Origin of the sequence: Kushneria aurantia DSM 21353, assembly GCF_000382245.1 — a bacterium.
In the GTDB taxonomy this organism is placed as follows: Bacteria; Pseudomonadota; Gammaproteobacteria; order Pseudomonadales; family Halomonadaceae; genus Kushneria; species Kushneria aurantia.
In genome coordinates this window covers 54,616-73,148 of record NZ_KB907875.1, presented here as the reverse complement: position 1 = coordinate 73,148, position 18,533 = coordinate 54,616, and the positions used below count along the sequence as shown (strand labels likewise).

The window sequence follows — 18,533 nt, the reverse complement described above, 5'->3', positions numbered from 1 at the left end:
GGAGCGGCCGCCGGCCGATAGCCGCAATGAGTGAACAGACAGCCAGCCGACTGGCCAGCGTCGAGGCGCTGGTCGAAGAGATTCGTCAGGGGCGCATGGTCATTCTGATGGATGACGAGGATCGCGAGAACGAAGGCGACCTGATCATGGCCGCCGAGTGCGTCGAGCCCGCTCACATCAACTTCATGGCCCGTTACGCCTGTGGTCTGATCTGCCAGCCGATGCTGCGCGAGCGCTGTGAGCAGCTGGGGCTGGCGTTGATGGTCAACGACAACGGCTCCGGCTTTGGTACCCGTTTTACGGTATCGATCGAAGCGGCCAGCGGAGTGACCACCGGCATCTCCGCCGCCGACCGGGCGCGCACCGTGCAGGCGGCGGCGGCGCGCAACGCTCGCGCCGCGGATATCGTGCAGCCCGGCCATATCTTTCCGCTGATGGCCGAGGCGGGTGGCGTGCTGCGCCGCGCCGGCCACACCGAGGCGGCCTGCGACCTGGCCGAGATGGCCGGCTTCGAGCCCACTGCAGTGATCTGCGAAGTGATGAACGATGACGGCACCATGGCGCGGCGCCCGGAACTGGAGCGCTTCGCCGCCGAGCACGGGATTAAAATCGGTACCATCTCGGAGCTGATCCACTACCGTATTCACAACGAGCAGACCGTCGAGCACCTCGAGTCGCACCCGGTCGAGACCGAGGCCGGCAGCTTTCAGCTGCACTGCTTCCGCGACCGCATCCAGGGCTGCCACCATCTGGCGCTGGTCAAGGGCTCGCCGGAGAGCGAACGGCCCACTACAGTCAGGGTGCACGTCGCCGATGCGCTGCGCGATCTGCTCGGCCTGCGCCGCGAGGGCAGTCAGAGCTGGTCGTCGCAGGAGGCGCTGGCCGAGATTGCCGACAGCGAGGCGGGGGTGCTGGTGCTGTTGGCCGACCAGCATGGCATGGTCGATTTCCGCGAGCAGCTCGATCTTTATCTGCAGCGCCGACCGCGCGCACGCGAAGTGAACGCCGATGGTACCGGCCACTATGTCACCGTGGGTACCGGGGCGCAGATTCTGCGCTGCCTCGGGGTCGGGCAGATGCGCCTGCTCAGTTCGCCGTGGCGCTTTTCGGCGCTGGCCGGGTACGGTCTCGAAGTGGTCGAGCAGGTCGGCAGCCGGGATGAGAGCCGTAGCCAGCCGGCCGCGGATCGCTGACCCCGGGAACGCCAATCATGGCGCCATATAACCATATGCTGCCGAACCGCTATGGCAGCATGCAGCGATAGCGACGAATTGAAAGGAAAACTATGCAACCGATTGCACAGCTGGAAGGGCGCTTCGACGACGTCGATGGCCGCTACGTCATCGTGGTGGGACGCTTCAATCACCATGTGGTCGACTCGCTGGTCGAAGGCGCCGTGGATGCGCTGGTGCGCCACGGCGTCGACGAGGCCAATATCGACCTCGTTCACGTGCCCGGCGGCTGGGAGCTGCCGCTGGCCGTGCAGCGTGCCCTCAATCGGCTGGCGCCGGACGCGGTGGTGGCGCTGGGCGCGGTGATTCGCGGCGGCACGCCGCACTTCGAGCACATTGCCGGGCAGTGCAACGCCGCCCTCAATCGCCTGCAGCTCGACTACGACACGCCCATCGCCAACGGCGTGTTGACCGTCAACTCCATCGAGCAGGCGATCGAGCGTGCCGGCACCAAGGCCGGCAACAAGGGCTTCGAGGCCGCCATGGCGGCAATGGAGATGGTGTCGCTGCTGCGTCAGATGGGAGGCGACATGCCTGCTGACAGCTATGGGGGTGAGGCGTGAAGGACGCCCCCCGTGTCCCTTCGAAGCAGCAGCAGGCACGCCGGGCGGCTCGCGAGCTGACCGTGCAGGCGCTTTACCAGTGGCAGATGACCGGTACGGCGGTCACCCGGCTGGAAACCGAGTTTCGCGCCCAGAGCGCCGATGACGACCTCGAACCGCACGAGAACTGGGTTCAGGTCATGAAGATCGCCGATCTGGCACTCTTTCACCAGCTGCTGCATGGCGTGACGAGCTGCTGTGGCGAACTCGACAGCACCATCGCACCGACGCTTGACCGCCGGCTTGATGACCTTGACGGTGTCGAACTGGCGATTCTGCGGCTGGGTGCCTACGAGCTGGCCCACCGCCCGGAGGTGCCCTATATCTCGGTTATCAATGAAGGCGTCGAGCTGGCGCGCATCTTTGGCGCTACCGACGGGCACAAGTACGTCAACTCCATTCTGGACCGGCTGGCGGGTGAGCTACGCCAGGTGGAAGTGCAGGCCCGCCGACAGCGCCGTGAGCGTGACTGAAGGTGACGTCGGCGCCGTTCGTCATCCCATGGAGACCCGAGGCCAATGAGTGACCCGTGCCTCCCCGGCGAGTTCGAGATCATCAGACGCTACTTCATGCAGCGTCAGCGCGACGACGCCGGTATCGTGCTGGGGCAGGGTGATGACTGCGCGCTGCTGTCGCCGACGCCCGGCTGCCGGCTGGCGGTGAGCGTCGATACCTCGCTGGCCGATGTGCATTTCCCGCTCGAGGCGCCGGCGGAGGCGATCGGCCACCGGGCGCTGGCGGTCAACTTGAGCGATCTGGCCGCCATGGGCGCCCGGCCGCGCTGGTTCGTGCTGGCCTTGACGCTGGCGGAGGTCGACGAAAGCTGGCTGGCCGACTTCGCCCACGGCCTCTACAGCCTGGCCCGGCAGCACGATATCGCCCTGGTGGGCGGCGATATCACCCGCGGACGCGAGCTCTCCATGACCATCACCGTGCACGGCGAACTGCCCGCAGAGGCGGGCATTACCCGCTGCGGGGCAAGACCCGGCGACCTGCTGGCGGTCACCGGAGCGCTGGGCGGTGCCCACGGCGGTCTGCGTGCCTGGTTCGATGGCGAGCGCTCGGCAGACAATCCCCTGCTTGACGCCTACCTTCGTCCCCGGCCGCGGGTTGATGCCGGTATCGCGCTGCGCGACCTGGTCAGCGCCGGGCTGGATATCTCCGATGGTCTGCTGGCCGATCTGCGTCATCTCTGTGACGGCGCCGGCACCGGCGCCCGGCTCGATGCCGAGGCCATTCCGCTGGCGCCCGGGCTGGTCGCGGCACTGGGCGCCGACCAGGCGCTGCAGGCGGCGCTGGGCGGCGGCGACGACTACCAGCTGTTGGTCGCGCTTCCCCCGCAGAACGAGGCGGCGGCACGCCGGGCGCTGGGCGGGGCGTTGCACGTGATCGGTCATGTGACCTCCGAACCGGGCATTCAGGGTGTCAGCCTGAAGAGTCCGGGTTGGCAACACTTCTATAACAGTGCGTCCGGGAGCGGCGCCGCGCCGAACGGCCACGGAGAGCATCCATGAATCGCGCTCCACCTTCCGTCTGGCGCCGTCCGGTGCACTTTCTGGCCTTCGGGCTGGGCAGCGGTGCAGCGCCCTTCGCGCCCGGCACCTTCGGCACTCTGGCGGCGATTCCCTTCTACTGGCTGATGTCGACCCTGCCGCTCGGGGTCTACCTGATGGTGCTGGGCGTGGCGGGACTGATCGGCATCTACCTGTGCGATCGCACCTCGCGCGATCTGGGCGTGCACGATCACTCCGGCATCGTCTGGGACGAGTTCGTCGGCTACTGGTTGACCATGGCGGCGGTGCCCTTTTCATGGCAGACGGCGCTATGGGGTTTCATCATTTTTCGCGTTTTCGATGTCATCAAACCCTGGCCGGTGCGCACCGTGGATCGTCGCGTTACCGGCGGCTTTGGCATCATGCTGGACGACGTGCTGGCGGGCATCTATGCCTGGAGTGTGATGCACGTCTGGCTGTGGCTTAACTGATCTGCCATGGGCGGCAGGACTTGAGTAGACGACACCGATGAAGGCACGGAAGCAGGGACGCTGGAAGCGTCGGGTAGTAACAGGGGGCGGCGTCGTGTTGCTGCTGGCGCTGGTGCTGTGGCTGGGGGCGCTGGGCTACAGCCGTCATGAAGTCAGGGCACAAATGGCCGAGACCGTCGCGCGGCTCGATGCGCTGGATGGCATCAGCGCCAATAACGTCATCAAGCGCGATGGTTTTTTCTCCGCTGATGGCCAGCTGCGGCTGACACGCAGTGACAGGACCAGCGAGGAGAGTCCGGCGCTGGTGCTGGACTGGCAGCTGCGCTATGGCGTGCTGCGCACCGCCCTGTCGGGCAGAGCTGATCTGGTCGAGGCGGGCGGCCGAGCACTCTTTGCCGATGAACTCTCTCCCGGCGAGCGTGTGAGCTTCAATGCGCGCTTTCAGCATCTCGAGCGGAGTGCTCGGCTGACCGTCGAGGCACCCGCGACGCTGGCCTGGCAGCAGCGTGATACCGCCCTGACGCTTGATAATGCTGCCGTGTCGTTCGAAAGCGATGGTCAGGGCAGCCGGCTTGCGGTCGATTTTTCCGCCCTTGACTATCGCAGCCCGGTGCGTCAACTGAGCCTCGGGGCGCTACACTGGTCGACCCGCTTGCACGCCGCCGATAGTGCGGCCCCCGACAACAAGGGTGAGATCGGTCGCGAGGACCGGCTCGACGTCGCCAACCTGCACATCACCCGCAGCGGTGGTCTGCCGCTGTCGGCCGAGGAACTGCACTTCGAGGGGCACACCCTGCATGACGGTCAGCAGCTGCGCTATCCGTTCAGCATGGCACTGGACAACGCTGCCGTGTCACAGCAGCAGGTCGGCAGCGCGACGCTCGAGGCCGAACTGGCTCGTATCGACGAGCAGGCCGCGCGTGAGTTGGTTGCGCTGGCAGGGGGCGAGCTGGCCGCGCGATGGCAGTCCGGGGCGCTGCTCGAGGGAGGCGTGCTGTCACTGATTCGCCCCTGGCAGGACAAGGTCTTTGCGCTGCTGTCCGATTCACCGCAGTTGCGTGTCGACGCGCTGACGGTCGATAGCGGCATGCTGGGACATCCGCTGCGGCTCGAGGGTGCACTGACGCTGGAGGGCGACGATGTGCAGCGCCTGAGCTTCGCGCAGCTGCAGACCTCCTGGGGACGCTCGGCGTTTCGCCGTCGGCTCAACGGTGACTTCGTCGTGCACAACGCACCGCCGCTGCTGGCGCTGGTAGCGGGCCAGCAGCCGGGACAGGAAACGCTGGAGCTGAGCATCCGCGAAGGCGCCCTGTTGATCAACGGTGAGCCCTGGCTGCTGCTCGATCAGGGTTTCTGACGCCGGTTATGGCCTTCCTGTGGCCGCCCGTACTGCCGGGTCGAGCGCGCAATACATCGGTTGCCTGCCATGCTCTGTGCAGGCAATCGACCCGGCCGGTCTTGATAAAGCCATCTCCCGCCCGCATTGCCCGGTTATCGACCGGGTATTCGAGGTGACCGGATGTTGCCGAACTCCTCCTCTTCGAACGCCTGCCAAAACAGCTATCAGGACGCTCCATGAGTGAAGAAAATCAGTCGGATTACGTGATCGAATCCGAGGATGAACAGGGTAATGCAAAGGCGCAGGCGATGGTGCCCGCCAGTGAATATCTGCCCGAGCGGCTCTATCTGCTGCCGATCCACAATCGGCCCTTCTTTCCGGCCCAGGTGCAGCCGCTGGTACTCAATCGCAAGCGCTGGAACGAGACGCTCGAGAAGGTCGGCGAGACCTCGCATCATATCGTCGGGCTGGCGTTTATCGGCGATACCGGGGCCGATCCGGCGCCGGGTGAGTTTCCCGTTACCGGCACGGCGGTGCGCGTGCACCGCTCTGAAAGCAATGACGAGCAGCTACAATTCATCGCCCAGGGGCTGCGCCGTTTTCGTATCAAGAAGTGGCTCTCCGACCAGCCGCCCTATCTGGTGGAGGTGCAGTATCCCCACGAGCCGGTCGAGAAGCAGGGCGACGAGACCCGCGCCTACGCCATGGCGATCATCAACGGCATCAAGGAGCTGTTGCCGATCAACCCGCTCTATGGCGAGGAGCTCAAGCACTATCTCAACCGTTTCAGCCCCAACGAGCCGGGGCCGCTGACCGATTTTGCCGCGGCCATCACTTCGGCGCGCGGTCCCGAGCTGCAGTCGGTGCTGGAAACACTGGCGGTGCTGGAGCGCATGCAGGTGGTGCTGCCGCTGCTGCGCAAGGAGATCGAGGTAGCCCAGCTGCAGAGCGAGATTTCCGAGCAGGTCAACGCCCAGATGCAGGAGCGCCAGCGCGAGTTCTTTCTGCGCGAGCAGCTCAAGATCATCCAGAAGGAGCTGGGCATCTCCAAGGATGATCGCGAAAACGATGTCGATACCTTCCGCGAGCGCCTCGAGGACAAGATGGTGCCGGAGCGGGTGCAGTCGCGCATCGACGACGAGCTGGGCAAGCTGTCGGTGCTGGAGACCGGCTCGCCGGAGTACGGTACCACCCGCAACTACCTCGACTGGCTGACGTCGCTACCGTGGGGCATCACTTCGGACGATCAGCTCGACCTGGCCCACGCCCGCCACGTGCTCGACCGCGACCACGACGGCCTGCAGGACGTCAAGAGCCGCATCGTCGAGTTTCTCGCCGAGGGCGCCTTCAAGGGCGATGTGGGCGGTTCGATCCTGCTGCTGGTGGGCCCGCCGGGCGTCGGCAAGACCTCGGTGGGGCGCTCGATTGCCGAGGCGCTGGGGCGTAAATTCTACCGCTTCTCGGTCGGCGGCATGCGCGACGAGGCGGAGATCAAGGGCCACCGGCGCACCTACATCGGTGCCATGCCGGGCAAGCTGGTGCAGGCGATGAAGGAGGTCGAGGTCGAGAACCCGGTGATCATGCTCGATGAGATCGACAAGCTCGGCCAGTCCTTTCAGGGTGACCCGGCTTCGGCGCTGCTGGAGGTGCTCGATCCGGAGCAGAACGTCGATTTTCTCGATCACTATCTCGACGTGCGCATGGACCTGTCGAAGGTGCTGTTCGTCTGCACCGCCAACCAGCTCGACACCATCCCGAGCGCGCTGCTCGACCGCATGGAGCAGATACGCCTGTCCGGCTATATCGCCGAGGAGAAGATGGCGATCGCCAAACACCACCTCTGGCCGCGGCTGCTGGAGCGCGACCGTATTCCCAAAAAGCGTATCAACCTGACCGATGCGGCGCTCAAGCACGTTATCGAGGGCTACGCCCGCGAGTCCGGCGTGCGCCAGCTGGAGAAGCAGCTGCACCGCATCGTGCGCAAATCGGCGGTCAAACTGCTGGAGGAGGACCAGGAGACGGTCAAGGTCTCGGTCAACAATCTGGAAGATTTCCTCGGTGCGCCGCTGTTTCGCAAGGAGAAGGTGCTCAAGGGCACGGGCGTGGTCACGGGCCTTGCCTGGACCTCGATGGGCGGCGCCACTCTGCCGGTGGAGGCGACCCGCGTGCACGGTCTGCAGCGCGGCATGAAGCTGACCGGCAAGCTGGGCGAGGTGATGCAGGAGTCGGCCAACCTGGCCTACAGCTTCGCGCTGGGACATCTTCAGGAGTACGGGGCGCAGCCCGGTTTCTTCGACTCCGCCTTCATTCACATGCACGTACCGGAGGGCGCCACCCCCAAGGATGGCCCCTCGGCGGGCGTCACCATGACCACGGCGCTGCTGTCGCTGGCGCGCGGTCAGGAGATCGGTCGGCCGCTGGCGATGACCGGCGAGATCACGCTCACCGGCCAGGTGCTGCCGGTGGGCGGGATTCGCGAGAAGGTGATCGCCGCACGTCGCAGCGCCATCTTCGAGCTGGTGCTGCCCGATGCCAATCGCCGCGACTTCGAGGAGCTGCCCGACTTCCTCAGGGAGGGCATGACGGTGCACTTCGCCAAAACCTACCAGGACGTTTCGAAGGTGGTGTTCGGCTGAAGACGGTTGTCAGGTGATGAAAAAGCGGCGCTCTGCGAGGGGCGGCGCTTTTTTTACGCCTCGCTGCAGCGAGGCGGCAAAGGCTGTCAGCGCGCTGCCAGCGCCTCGAAAAGTCGCGCCATGGCTTCGGCGCCGGGGTCGGTCACGCCTTCCAGGGCGTCACCCGGCACCTGGCTGGCGCGCCCGGCGCCGGCGCGGGTCATGGCGGCTGTCGCCCTGGCCCCTTCGCGAGCCGCCCGGGCTGCGTCCTGCAGGCTGGCGTCCGCCTCGAGCGCCTCGACGGCGGGTATCAGGGCGTCGAGCAGGGTGCGATCGCCGCGTTCGGCGCCGCCATAGTGCTGCATGCGCGCCACGCCCTCGGCCAGCGCGGCGGGCCAGCCTCTTTGCGCTTCCAGCGCGCTGCAAGCGGCGCTCATCAGAATCGATACCAGCACGCCGCTGGAGCCGCCCATCGAGGCGGCGAACAGCTGCCCCAGTTCGCTGGCGAGGCGGGCATCCTCGCCGGTGGAGAGACGATCTTCGTCGAGCGCTGTCAATACCGCTCCTGCGCCGGCGGCAAAGGTGGCGCCGGCATCGCCGTCGCCCACCTTCGCATCCAGTCGATCAAGCGCCTCCTCGCTGTCGCGCAGTACCTGCGCCAGCCGCTTTATCAGCGCCGCGCGCTCGGCGTCGCGGCGACCGCCACCGCTGGCTTCGGCTTCGCTGAAGCGTGGCGTGAAAGTAGTGGCCTGTGCCACCGGACGCGGCGCCGCCCAGCCGACGGCGGTCGTCTGCGCTTCGAGGGCTTCGCGACGTGCGTCGCTAAGGGGCAGGGCGGTCAGCGAAAAGCCATGCATATCCAGCGATGACATCATCGCGGCCGGGCCGATCAGCAGCGCGACCCGTTCGATGCCCCACTGCTGCAGGCACTCCCGGGCCAGAAGCTGCATCTCCTGCGGCGAGCAACCGCCCAGATTGTTGAGCAGCAGAACAAAGGGGCCGTCGTCGCCGCTGTCGAGCGTTGCCAGCAGCTGCTGGACCGCCTCGTGGGCATCGTGTGGATCGATGTGGCGTGCGCCGGGCTCGTTGTGAATGCCCAGCCCCAGCTCCGGAGAGCGACGTTTTTCACGGGCGTTGCCGGGCAGGGTGGCGCTGGAGAGTGCCATGCCCAAAGAGCGCAGTGCGGTGGCGGTGTCGCGGGCGGCTGCCAGTACCGTTTCAAGGCTGTCGCCGCGGCCGGCGTGGAAGCCCGCTATCTTGTGTACCAGCAGGGTGCCGGCCAGACCGCGCGGCTGTTCGGCATCGGGCAGGGCGACATCGTCGGCAACGATCACCGTCTCGATCCGGTAGCCCTCTTCACGGGCACGCTCGGCGGCCAGCCCGAAGTTGAGCCGGTCACCGGTGTAGTTCTTGATAATCAACAGGCAGCCGGCTTCGCCGCAGCAGGCGCGGATGGCAGCCAGCACCGCCTCGACGCCCGGGGAGGCGAACAGATCGCCGGCTACCGCGGCGGTGAGCATACCCTCACCCACGAAACCGCCATGAGCGGGTTCATGCCCGGAGCCGCCGCCGGAGATGAGGGCGACCTGCTGACATCCCTCGCGTCGGGGCTGCCAGTCGCGACGCATCACGATGCGCGCGGACGGGTCGTTGCATAGCGTAACGGGGTTAAAAAGCGCAAGGCCTTCCAGCATCTGATCGACAAGCTGGCGCGGCTGGTTGTAGAAGCGGTCCATGGCAACTCCGCATAGAAATGGGCGATGCTGCCAGCTTAGCTTTTATAGCGGCGTTGCCAATACGCCATGGTGATAAATCAGGCGCGCCACGGGCCACTCGAAGGCACCGCGATCCGGGGTTGGGTCGAGGGGGCCGGGGCGGGTCTCCGGCGGGCAGTGGGGCAGGGCCTGTGTCAGTCTGTCGATTGCCGCCATGCCGCTGGCGTCCGCCGTTATCCGCTGCCACCACTGACGATGCACCGCCCTGACCCTGACCGGTATGCGCGAAAGTCCCAGGTGCTGGGCCATGGCGAGACGATGAAGGCCGCGGTTGATCTTGACCAGACGGCCGTCGCGAGTGACCGCCACGCCCAGTTCGTCCTTGCCCAGCCGGCTGTCGAAACCGTTGCGGGCCATATGGTCCATATAGCCAACATAGCGCTGCAGCCAGTCGACGATCTTGTCGTCGCTGTCGAGTCGTAGCCCCTCGAGCGGGACAAGATGGGGGTGACCGGCCTCCAGCCGGGCGTGCAGCTCGGCAAAACGGTGGGTGTGGCGCAGATCGTTGCGATGCTCATCCAGCTCGCTGATAAAGCGATAGCGCGAGCCGCGGCGCAGATCGCCGCGGCTGAGATCCCAGTCGCCGTCCCAGATAAAGGCGGAAGAGGAGGGGCGCACATTGCCCACGCCCTTGAAGTCGACGTTGCGGATCAATTCGCGCGGGTCGACCCAGACCGTCAGCGCATCTTCCAGCCGCCGTTCAAGTTCGCGGCGCGGCAGGCCCATGCGCTCCAGCCTCGCCCCGCCGGGGCGATGGTCGAGCCAGCGCTCGAACCAGCGCTTCTCTATTGCCTGGCCAAGGGTGCGCTGAACGCGCAGCTTGACGCTCTCGCGCAGGCGCACTCGGAAAGTAGCTGTCGCCAGACGGCGGTGGCCTTCGAGCGGCCCTCCGGCAGGAGGTTGAAAACCGTGCAACATGGCGTCCACTAAAGTGAAACATGACAGTAATAAATCAAGGTCAAGTTTAGCGTTAGTGTGCTAACGATCGCCATAGAAAAATTAAAAAAATATTATGTCTTCTGAGTATCAGTCTCCACTGACCGGCAATTCGAGAAAGGCCCGCATGATACGGGTATCGCGAAAGCGCTCGATCAGTTCCGGATCGGCATTTATGTCCGGAGGATGGGCCAGTCCCTCACGTATACCGGCAGCCAGCCCCTCGATGCTGTTGTCGACCACCAGGCGTGCCTGATCGTTGATCAGCACATTACGGATGCCGCCCGGCGCATCGACCGCCACGCAGGGCGTGCCGCAGATCATGCTTTCCGCCAGTACGATGCCGAAGGCCTCGCTTTTCGAACTGAGTACGAACAGTCGAGCCTGTTTCATCCAGGGGTAGGGATTGGCGCGGCTGCCTATCAGGTGGACGCGATCACCCACGCCCAACGCATCGATCAACTGCTCGATGCTTTCCCGCATTGGCCCGTCGCCGACGATCACCAGGTCTTCCTCGATGTCGGCGGCCAGATAAGCGCGGATCAGCAGGTCCTGACGCTTGACCTGCGACAGGCGCGACACGTGAACGACGTAGGGCCGCTTCGGCAGCTCGACGCTTTCATCGGCCAGTGACCGGATCGCTTCGATATCGCAGGGGTTGCCGATCGTCGCCCAGCGCCGCGGTTCGATGTCATGAAAGGCGAGCTGTTTTTCCAGCTGCTGGCGCACATTGGGGGTATTACAAACCACCTGTTTGTGCTGGTACAGGCGGCGCAGATAAATGCCCTTGAGGCGACCGCCGTAGTCTCCCGGCCATGACACCGTGACCTGCCAGAGTCTGGGGTCGTGCCACGACCAGACGGTTTCAAAAGCGCCCTGGCCGCGCATGATGATGCGATCGACCGGGCCATGCTGGCGCTCCAGCTGCTCGACGAACCGCCTGAGATAGTAGCCCCCGTAGGCGCCTCGCCACATGAAACCGGAGCCGGGCAGCAGCGGCTTGAGCAGGGCGCGTGTCAGCAGATCATGAATCAGCCCGATGCCGGTATGGCGAAAGCGCTTGTCGAAATCGACGCGATGCAGGGTCACGCCCGGGTCGGGCAGCAGCTCTTCGTCGCCGCCCTTGAGCACCAGTACATGAACATCGTGCCCTGCACGATTGAGCACATTGGCCAGATTGATGGTGACGCGCTGAATGCCGCCAATGTTGAGTCTTCTGACGACCAGCAGGATGCGCTGTGTCATGGCTTCTCCTCCTGCAGCAGTGTCGAGCGGTCGGCTGTCAGCTCGTCGAACAGCTTCCTGGCGAGTTCCGGGAAGTGCGCCAGGCAGTCAGCCAGCTGCCGGTCGTTGCCGCCGCCGGCGACGTTTTCACGGTGCAGGGGCGCCAGTCGCGCTGAGCGAGTGGGCGGAAACTCGGCGTTGCGCTCGCCGAGACGATAGCAGCGTGTGCCGCGTTTCAGCGAGGCGAGCTTGAACCAGATGTCATCGGCACTGGGGGCCAGACGCAGGAAGCTGTCGCTGTCCTGTGCCATGGGGTCAAGACTGCCGGGCGGGTAGAGAACCCCACTGTTGCCGGTGGGCATCAGGGCAAGAGCCGGCTCTTGAGCGGCATCGGCGCCCGCTGCACGTGAGGCACCATAGCTGATACGACCCGATCCGGGCGGTGATTCGCTGAGCAGATGGCCGCGATGGCAGATGATGCAGCCGGGGTGGCGCCGAGCGCCTGCCAGTAGTTCGGACAGCCATCGGCGAGGGTAGATGACATCGTCATCGGCGGTAACGATAGTGGCCTCGGGTGAGTCGGCGAGAGCGTGAACCAGCTTGTCGTAGGAACGATAGTCCTGCGCTGTGATCACGATTTCGAGCCCGCGCCTGACCAGTCGATGTAGCGTGGCAGGCAGTTGGCCGATACGTGTCATGTCGCTTGCGGAGATATAAAGTCGCAGCGTGAAGTCATTGATCTCCTGCGCCATGATCGACTCAAGCGCGATGTACACTTCGTGAATTCTGGGCGGGTGAGTGGTCATTGACACCACCAGTCGGCGATTGGTCTCGAGACCACGCCGTGCCAGACGATTGCGGATCGCCATCCGCGGCGACAGTATTCGGGTGAGCAGCTTGCGCTTTTTTCGCGCGGAAAGAATGTTCGTCACGCTTGAAGAAGTCCTGTCCGACAACGGCAGGCGGCCAGGTTAACAGCATCGCCGCGAGCTGTCATGCGTCGCTGATGGCCCGGTTGCTTGCCGCAAAGCATCCCGGCCCTGCACTGCTCGTAGCGGTTTTGGCGTTGCCGCCGCAGCTTGAATGGCGGCGCTATAAAAGCGCCGTCATTTATATCGCGCGCCACTTTTTGATAGCCACCTACTATTTCGCCAATTATTTGACAGAAGCGATACAGAAGAATAACTTTATCTTCGTTAGCTGACTAACATTAAGTCTGAAAACTACTGGGCCGCTGCTGATGCGCTCTCCCGAACCCGGACTTGATGCCATGCGTCAGCACAGCAAGAGCAAGACCCCTGCCAGGGTGGCGGGGTATCGCCATAAATCAGGAGAATACCGATGAAAAAAGTTATCGCTGCTGTCACCTTCGCTGCATTGTCGCTGCCCGCCATGGCTGCCAGTCTGGATGGCCATGAAGGGCAGCAGGGCAGTCTGGATACCGGTCGTCAGGGCCATTCGGCACAGATGGAATCCACTCATGTGCAAACGGATGCCGCAAAAACTCGAGCGAGCGTGACCGAGACCGGTCGCCAGAGCCATTCGGCGCAGATGGAGACGACCCGCATGTCGACCAATGGCGCTTCGGGTGAAGCCTTTCACGTAATCGAGACCGGTCGTCAGGGCAACTCCGATCAGATGGCATCCACCGAGCCCATGCAGGATGATGCCGACCTGTAATCCTGTTGGCATGCTATATCGGCGGCGGTTCCGATCCATGCCGATGAGAGGCCGACAGCGCCCGCTGCCGGCCCCGGATCGATGACAAACCCCGCAAAAGTTTTGTGAAAACCTGCAGGAGAGGATCGGAAACAGCCTGAAACGAGGGTTATTCGCCAGGGATGGCGAATTTAGCGTCCATGGACGGGTTTATAGCGCCCTCGTGGAAGGCTTTTCCGATCCGGTGGTAGTGCCAAAGGCACTTTGCCAGTCGTCCCGGTCCGGCATTGCCAGCTGCCGGCCTTTTGTTTTTATCGATGAAGTGAGATGCAGAGGCCGAGAGAGAATCTTGTGCGTGGCTGATTAGCTGTACAATTGTTTGACAAGCAGTGAGCCTTGCACCATGATTGCAATCGTATGACATGACGGTTACGGGTCAGTGCCCACCGTCGTCAGATTTCGTCAGGGAAGACGGTCGGTAGCCCGGTGCTGCCGCTGAGTAAGGCAATGGAGAGGTGTCGCCAGGAAGGTAGGCACCGCTAATCAGGCATTCGAACTAAGGAAGGAACCATGAAAAAGCTGCTTGCAACCGTATTTTGCGCCGCGTTTACGCTTCCCGTAATGGCTTCCAGCATGAGCAGCACCGAAGCCAACACGGATGAAACGCCAACCAGCCGTCAGGGCCAGTCGGCACAGATGGAGTCGACCAACCCCAATGCCAGTAGCGGCACCACTACCAACATGGAAGAGACGCCGACCGGACGTCAGGGTGAATCGGCTCAGATGGAGTCCACCAATCCCGACGGCAGCGCCGGCACGTCAACCACCATGGATGAGACCGATACCGGTCGCCAGGGACACTCCGCTCAGATGGAATCCACCGAGCCAATGGACGAGGACAGTGCCAACCAGCAGTAACGCTATCGCCGTTCGAACCGGCAGCTAAACTGGTGCAAAGGCAGGACCGGCAGCTCACGCTGCCGGTCTTTTGCGTCTGGGGTACTGTCATCCGCGGCCGTATTACCAGAACATGGGGTCGGGAGACTCCTGGCGCTCTCTGAGCCGCTCGCGGGCGATAAAAAGGGCGGCGATCGCCCGCCCTTCATGAAAGTCGCCGCGGGCCAGCAGGGCGCCAATATCCTCGATTGGATAGCGCTCGACCTGCAGCGGTTCGGGCTCATCACCCGGCAGACTCTCTTCATAGAGCCGCGTGGCCATCAGCACCTGAATGCGATGGGTCATGTAGTTGGGCGCCAGCGTCAGCTCCATAAGTGGCTCGATGACGTGGGCGCCGTAGCCGCACTCCTCGCGCAGCTCACGATTGGCGGCGGTAATAATGTCTTCGCCGGGATCGACCACGCCCTTGGGCAGTGTCAGAGTGTACTCCTCGATACCGGCGGCATACTCTCTTATCAGCAAAACGTGATCCGGGTCGGGCATCGCCACCATCATGACCGCGCCGGCCCCCTGGCCGTTACTGGTGACACGCTCGAAGGTGCGCTCTGCACCGTTGGAGAATGTAAGTTCCAGCGACTCGATGGCAAACAGCCGGCTTTTGGCGAGGCAGCGACGTTGCCCGATATCGGGGGTGCCCATTAATGGCATGGCATCATCTCCGCAGGTGGCAGGTATCGACGCTCGAAACGCTCGATATTCATGATGACAGCTTATCGTATCGTCATGGCTTTGAAAGTATTTGCCGGACAGTGTTGCCCGACTGTGGCGGCGTTCTGGGCTTGAGGCCGGCGACGCTGCCCCCATATTGCACTGCAGGTAACGACGCGAGGTGTTATGAGCGAACAGGTTCGACTCGACAAGTGGCTCTGGGCGGCGCGCTTTTTCAAGACCCGTGGTCTGGCCCAGAAGGCAATCGAGGGCGGCAAGGTGCACTACAACGGCGCGCGCAGCAAGACCAGCAAGCTTGTCGAGGTAGGGGCGCTGTTGACCATTCCACAGGGGTGGGACCGCGCCGAGGTCGAAGTGGTGGCGCTCGACGATCGGCGCCGTAGTGCTCCCGAGGCACAGGGGCTCTATCGTGAAACCGAGGCAAGCTGCGCGCGCCGTGCCCGCGAGGCCGAGCTGCGCCGCATGGATCGCAGCATGCAGCCCCCCAAAGGGCGGCCCGACAAGCGTGAGCGTCGCTCCATCCAGCACTTTCAGCGCCACATGCACGACGAACAGGGCAACTGATTGCTGCGCACCGCACCAGACCGCAGGTCACCATCATTCCCGCATTTTTCACATCATGTCCTGCACGGGACGAACGGTATCATGGATCACATACAGCGCTTTCTTTTTGACCACACCAACGTGCGCGGTGAGATAAGCCGCGCAGACGACACCACTATCGAAGTGATCGAGCGTCACGGCTACCCGGACGTGGTCAACCGCCAGCTGGGCGAGATGCTGGCGGCGGTGTCACTGCTTACCGCAACCGTCAAGCTCGACGGTACGATGACGCTGGAGGTCAAGGGCGGCGGTCCGGTCAATCTGCTGATGGTGGAGTCCAACCCGGGCCATGCCGAGGGGGGCCAGCGGCTGCGCGCGATTGCGCGCTTCGATGAGGGGCAGGCGCTACCTGCCGAGGGCGCATCGCTGCGCGATCTGGTTGGTGATGGTCATATCGTGATGACGCTCGACCCGCGCGAAGGACAGCGCTATCAGGGCGTCGTGGATCTGGAAGCGGATTATCTGGCGGGGTGTCTGGAGCGTTATTTCGAGCGCTCCGAGCAGCTGCCCAGCCGGCTCTGGCTGGCCTCCGGTGACGGCCGAGCGGCCGGGCTGATGCTGCAGGTGATGCCCGAGGACACACGCAACGAGGACCCCGATGCCTGGCCGCGGCTCGGCATGCTGGCCGATACCCTCAAGGATGACGAGTTGCTCGGGCTGGCGCCGCAGGAGTTGCTGGTACGTCTCTTCCACGAGGAGCAGGTGCGGGTATTCGAGCCCGATAGCATCGGTTTCGGTTGTACCTGCACGCGCGAGCGTTTTGCCGCTGCCCTGCATCAGATTGGCGCCGATGAGCTGCGCAGCGTGGTTGCCGAGCAGGGTGAGCTATCGGCAACCTGCCATTTCTGCAATACCCGTTACGCTTTCTCGGCGGCCGAGGTCGAAACCCTGATCGAGTCGCCCGATTCGCCGCCGCCGACGCTGCATTGAAGGCGCGCCAGGCCGAGGTTTGACAGCTTCTGTGCGTTTTACATCAGGTCCATGTCAGTCTCGTGATGGCCGTGCATTTTACCCACTGGCCGTTTTTGTAATAATACACTCCATCGGGACTACATGAGGTGCGCCTTGGGTCCAATGCATGGCGAAGCAGAGCGTGCCTTCATGCCCGAACGCAACCGACCGTGGTGCTATGACAGTGGTGCTATGACAGTTGCGAGCGATATGGCCGGGTTATCGGTTGACGCTCGACCACGGTGACGGATAACAACGGCCTCAAGGCTCAACGAGAGAGAAAAGGGCACAGCCCGAGACATTTTATGACGACCAAAACGACGCGTTCGCAGAACGCCGATGACGGTCCGGTGCGCAACGCCTGCGCTGCCGAACTGATCGAACACGCCATCAATCGCGGCGAGGCGCGGCTGGCCGATAACGGTGCGTTGGTCGCCGAGACCGGCAAACGTACCGGCCGTTCGCCGCGCGATCGCTTCATCGTCGATGAGCCTTCCACCAGCGACGAGATCGACTGGGGCAGCATCAACCTTCCTTTCGACACCGGTCATTTCGATGCGCTGTGGGAGCGTATTGAGGACTATCTGGCCGACAAGCAGGCCTTCGAGTCCGAGCTGCACGTCGGTGCCGACCCGGAGCACTACCTGCCCATTCGGGTCACTACCCAGTATGCCTGGCACGGCCTTTTTGCGCGTAATCTCTTCGTGCGGCCCGAGCAGTTCAATCCGCGCGACAAGCGTGAGTGGCAGATTCTCAGCGCGCCCGGGTTTGTCTGTGAGCCACAGCGCGATCACACCGCATCGGACGGCTGCGTGATCATCAACTTTGCGCGCCGCCGGGTGCTGATCGCCGGTATGCACTATGCCGGTGAGATGAAAAAGGCGATGTTCACGGTGCAGAACTTTCTGCTGCCGGAGAAGGACGTGCTGCCCATGCACTGCAGCGCCAACGTCGGTGAAAACGGTGAGACCTCGCTCTTTTTCGGCCTCTCCGGGACCGGCAAGACCACGCTTTCCGCCGACCCTGAACGTTATCTGATCGGCGATGACGAACACGGCTGGGGCGAGGGCACGGTATTCAATTTCGAGGGTGGCTGCTATGCCAAGACCATCGATCTTACCGAAAGGAACGAGCCGATCATCTACCGCGCCATCCGTTTTCCCACCGTGCTGGAAAACGTGGTGCTCGATGAGCAGCATCAGCCGCGCTATGACGATGACAGCCTGACTCAGAACGGTCGTGCCGCCTATCCACTGGAGCATGTCGAGCGGCGTGTCGAGGACAACCGCGCCGGCGAACCCGCCTCGATCATCTTTTTGACCTGCGATATGAGCGGTGTGCTGCCGCCGGTGTCGATCCTCTCCAACGAGGCGGCGGCCTATCACTTTCTTTCCGGCTACACCGCGCGGGTGGGATCGACCGAAATGGGCGGCAGCAGCGCGCTGGAGGCGACCTTTTCGACCTGCTTCGGGGCGCCTTTCTTTCCGCGTCCGGCGCGGGAGTATGCCGATCTGCTGATCAAGCGCGTCGAGGCTTTCGGGGCGCGCGTCTATCTGGTCAATACCGGCTGGACCGGTGGCACCAGCGGCGAAGGCGGCGAGCGCTTCAGTCTTTCCACCACTCGGGCGGTCATTCGCGCCATTCAGAGCGGTGCCCTCAAGGGCGTGGAGACCACCACCATTGCCGGGCTCAATCTCACCGTGCCGACCGCCGTTGACGGCGTCGAGTCGCAACTGCTCGATCCGCGCAAGGCATGGGGCGACGAGCAGGCCTGGCAGGCGCAGGCGCAGTCGCTGATCAAAAAGTTCGTTGACAATTTCGAGCGTTTCGAAGGTGTCGACAGCGCCATTACCAGGGCCGGGCCGAGCCCGCTCTGAACGCTCGCTCACCTGAGCGCAAGGCGGCGCCCCCGGAGGCGCCGCCTTTTTCATGGTGCGCCAGGCATGGCGCGCAGCGTTATACCCGGCACTGTTCCGGCACAGGTGGT

Annotated in this window: 18 protein-coding genes; 13 read left to right on the top strand and 5 right to left on the bottom strand. The window is 63.8% G+C overall.

Annotated features, from left to right (window positions below):
* Positions 1–26 precede the first annotated feature (26 nt).
* From ribBA to lon, 7 genes are all read left to right on the top strand, one after another.
* Complete coding sequence (ribBA, locus tag H146_RS0111150; protein WP_019951955.1) at positions 27–1,193, top strand: bifunctional 3,4-dihydroxy-2-butanone-4-phosphate synthase/GTP cyclohydrolase II; 1,167 nt, start codon at positions 27–29, stop codon at positions 1,191–1,193.
* 92 nt (positions 1,194–1,285) lie between these two features.
* Positions 1,286–1,795, top strand: a complete 510-nt coding sequence (gene ribH, locus H146_RS0111145) for a 6,7-dimethyl-8-ribityllumazine synthase (RefSeq protein ID WP_019951954.1) — start codon at positions 1,286–1,288, stop codon at positions 1,793–1,795.
* Entirely contained in the window at positions 1,792–2,307 is a 516-nt protein-coding gene (gene nusB, locus H146_RS0111140) for a transcription antitermination factor NusB (RefSeq protein ID WP_019951953.1), read from the top strand. Before ribH ends, nusB begins: the two co-directional genes overlap by 4 nt.
* Before the next feature lie 45 nt (positions 2,308–2,352).
* The gene (thiL, locus tag H146_RS0111135) at positions 2,353–3,348 is read left to right on the top strand and encodes a thiamine-phosphate kinase (RefSeq protein WP_019951952.1); all 996 of its coding nucleotides are present in this window, start codon (positions 2,353–2,355) and stop codon (positions 3,346–3,348) included.
* Positions 3,345–3,818, top strand: a complete 474-nt coding sequence (locus tag H146_RS0111130) for a phosphatidylglycerophosphatase A family protein (RefSeq protein WP_019951951.1) — start codon at positions 3,345–3,347, stop codon at positions 3,816–3,818. Before thiL ends, H146_RS0111130 begins: the two co-directional genes overlap by 4 nt.
* Positions 3,819–3,855: 37 nt before the next feature.
* Positions 3,856–5,175 (top strand): DUF945 family protein, encoded by a 1,320-nt coding sequence (locus H146_RS0111125; protein WP_083920846.1) that lies wholly within the window; start codon positions 3,856–3,858, stop codon positions 5,173–5,175.
* A gap of 218 nt (positions 5,176–5,393) precedes the next feature.
* The gene (lon, locus tag H146_RS0111120; RefSeq protein ID WP_019951949.1) at positions 5,394–7,793 is read left to right on the top strand and encodes an endopeptidase La; all 2,400 of its coding nucleotides are present in this window, start codon (positions 5,394–5,396) and stop codon (positions 7,791–7,793) included.
* An 86-nt stretch (positions 7,794–7,879) separates the two neighbouring features.
* Here lon and H146_RS0111115 read toward each other — a convergent pair whose 3' ends face one another.
* From H146_RS0111115 to H146_RS0111100, 4 genes are all read right to left on the bottom strand, one after another.
* Positions 7,880–9,508, bottom strand: coding sequence for a dihydroxyacetone kinase subunit DhaK (locus tag H146_RS0111115; RefSeq protein ID WP_019951948.1), 1,629 nt, complete (start codon positions 9,506–9,508; stop codon positions 7,880–7,882).
* A gap of 42 nt (positions 9,509–9,550) precedes the next feature.
* On the bottom strand, positions 9,551–10,465 hold the full coding sequence (locus tag H146_RS19175) for a hypothetical protein (protein WP_156826788.1): 915 nt from the start codon (positions 10,463–10,465) through the stop codon (positions 9,551–9,553).
* Between the two features lie 108 nt (positions 10,466–10,573).
* Positions 10,574–11,728 (bottom strand): glycosyltransferase, encoded by a 1,155-nt coding sequence (locus H146_RS19170; RefSeq protein ID WP_019951946.1) that lies wholly within the window; start codon positions 11,726–11,728, stop codon positions 10,574–10,576.
* Positions 11,725–12,639, bottom strand: coding sequence for a hypothetical protein (locus tag H146_RS0111100; RefSeq protein WP_019951945.1), 915 nt, complete (start codon positions 12,637–12,639; stop codon positions 11,725–11,727). The genes H146_RS19170 and H146_RS0111100 overlap by 4 nt, the downstream gene beginning before the upstream one ends.
* Before the next feature lie 2 nt (positions 12,640–12,641).
* On the opposite strand from H146_RS0111100, the gene H146_RS19165 reads away from it, so the two are divergent.
* The 3 genes from H146_RS19165 (at position 12,642) to H146_RS0111085 (ending at position 14,284) form a co-directional block, all read left to right on the top strand.
* Positions 12,642–12,911 carry a hypothetical protein gene (locus H146_RS19165; RefSeq protein ID WP_033195655.1) on the top strand — a complete coding sequence of 90 codons (270 nt, stop codon included), beginning with the start codon at positions 12,642–12,644 and terminating at the stop codon, positions 12,909–12,911.
* Between the two features lie 137 nt (positions 12,912–13,048).
* Complete coding sequence (locus H146_RS0111090; RefSeq protein ID WP_019951943.1) at positions 13,049–13,387, top strand: hypothetical protein; 339 nt, start codon at positions 13,049–13,051, stop codon at positions 13,385–13,387.
* Positions 13,388–13,936: 549 nt separating this feature from the next.
* Entirely contained in the window at positions 13,937–14,284 is a 348-nt protein-coding gene (locus tag H146_RS0111085) for a hypothetical protein (protein WP_019951942.1), read from the top strand.
* Positions 14,285–14,386: 102 nt separating this feature from the next.
* Here the strand turns inward: H146_RS0111085 and nudE are convergent, their stop codons facing one another.
* On the bottom strand, positions 14,387–14,962 hold the full coding sequence (nudE, locus tag H146_RS0111080; protein ID WP_019951941.1) for an ADP compounds hydrolase NudE: 576 nt from the start codon (positions 14,960–14,962) through the stop codon (positions 14,387–14,389).
* Positions 14,963–15,157: 195 nt separating this feature from the next.
* Between nudE and H146_RS0111075 the strand changes: the two genes are divergently transcribed.
* From H146_RS0111075 to H146_RS0111065, 3 genes are all read left to right on the top strand, one after another.
* On the top strand, positions 15,158–15,556 hold the full coding sequence (locus H146_RS0111075; protein WP_019951940.1) for an RNA-binding S4 domain-containing protein: 399 nt from the start codon (positions 15,158–15,160) through the stop codon (positions 15,554–15,556).
* A gap of 78 nt (positions 15,557–15,634) precedes the next feature.
* Positions 15,635–16,525 (top strand): Hsp33 family molecular chaperone HslO, encoded by an 891-nt coding sequence (hslO, locus tag H146_RS0111070; RefSeq protein WP_026351922.1) that lies wholly within the window; start codon positions 15,635–15,637, stop codon positions 16,523–16,525.
* A 326-nt stretch (positions 16,526–16,851) separates the two neighbouring features.
* Positions 16,852–18,423 carry a phosphoenolpyruvate carboxykinase gene (locus H146_RS0111065; protein WP_019951938.1) on the top strand — a complete coding sequence of 524 codons (1,572 nt, stop codon included), beginning with the start codon at positions 16,852–16,854 and terminating at the stop codon, positions 18,421–18,423.
* The last annotated feature ends 110 nt before the right edge of the window (positions 18,424–18,533 follow it).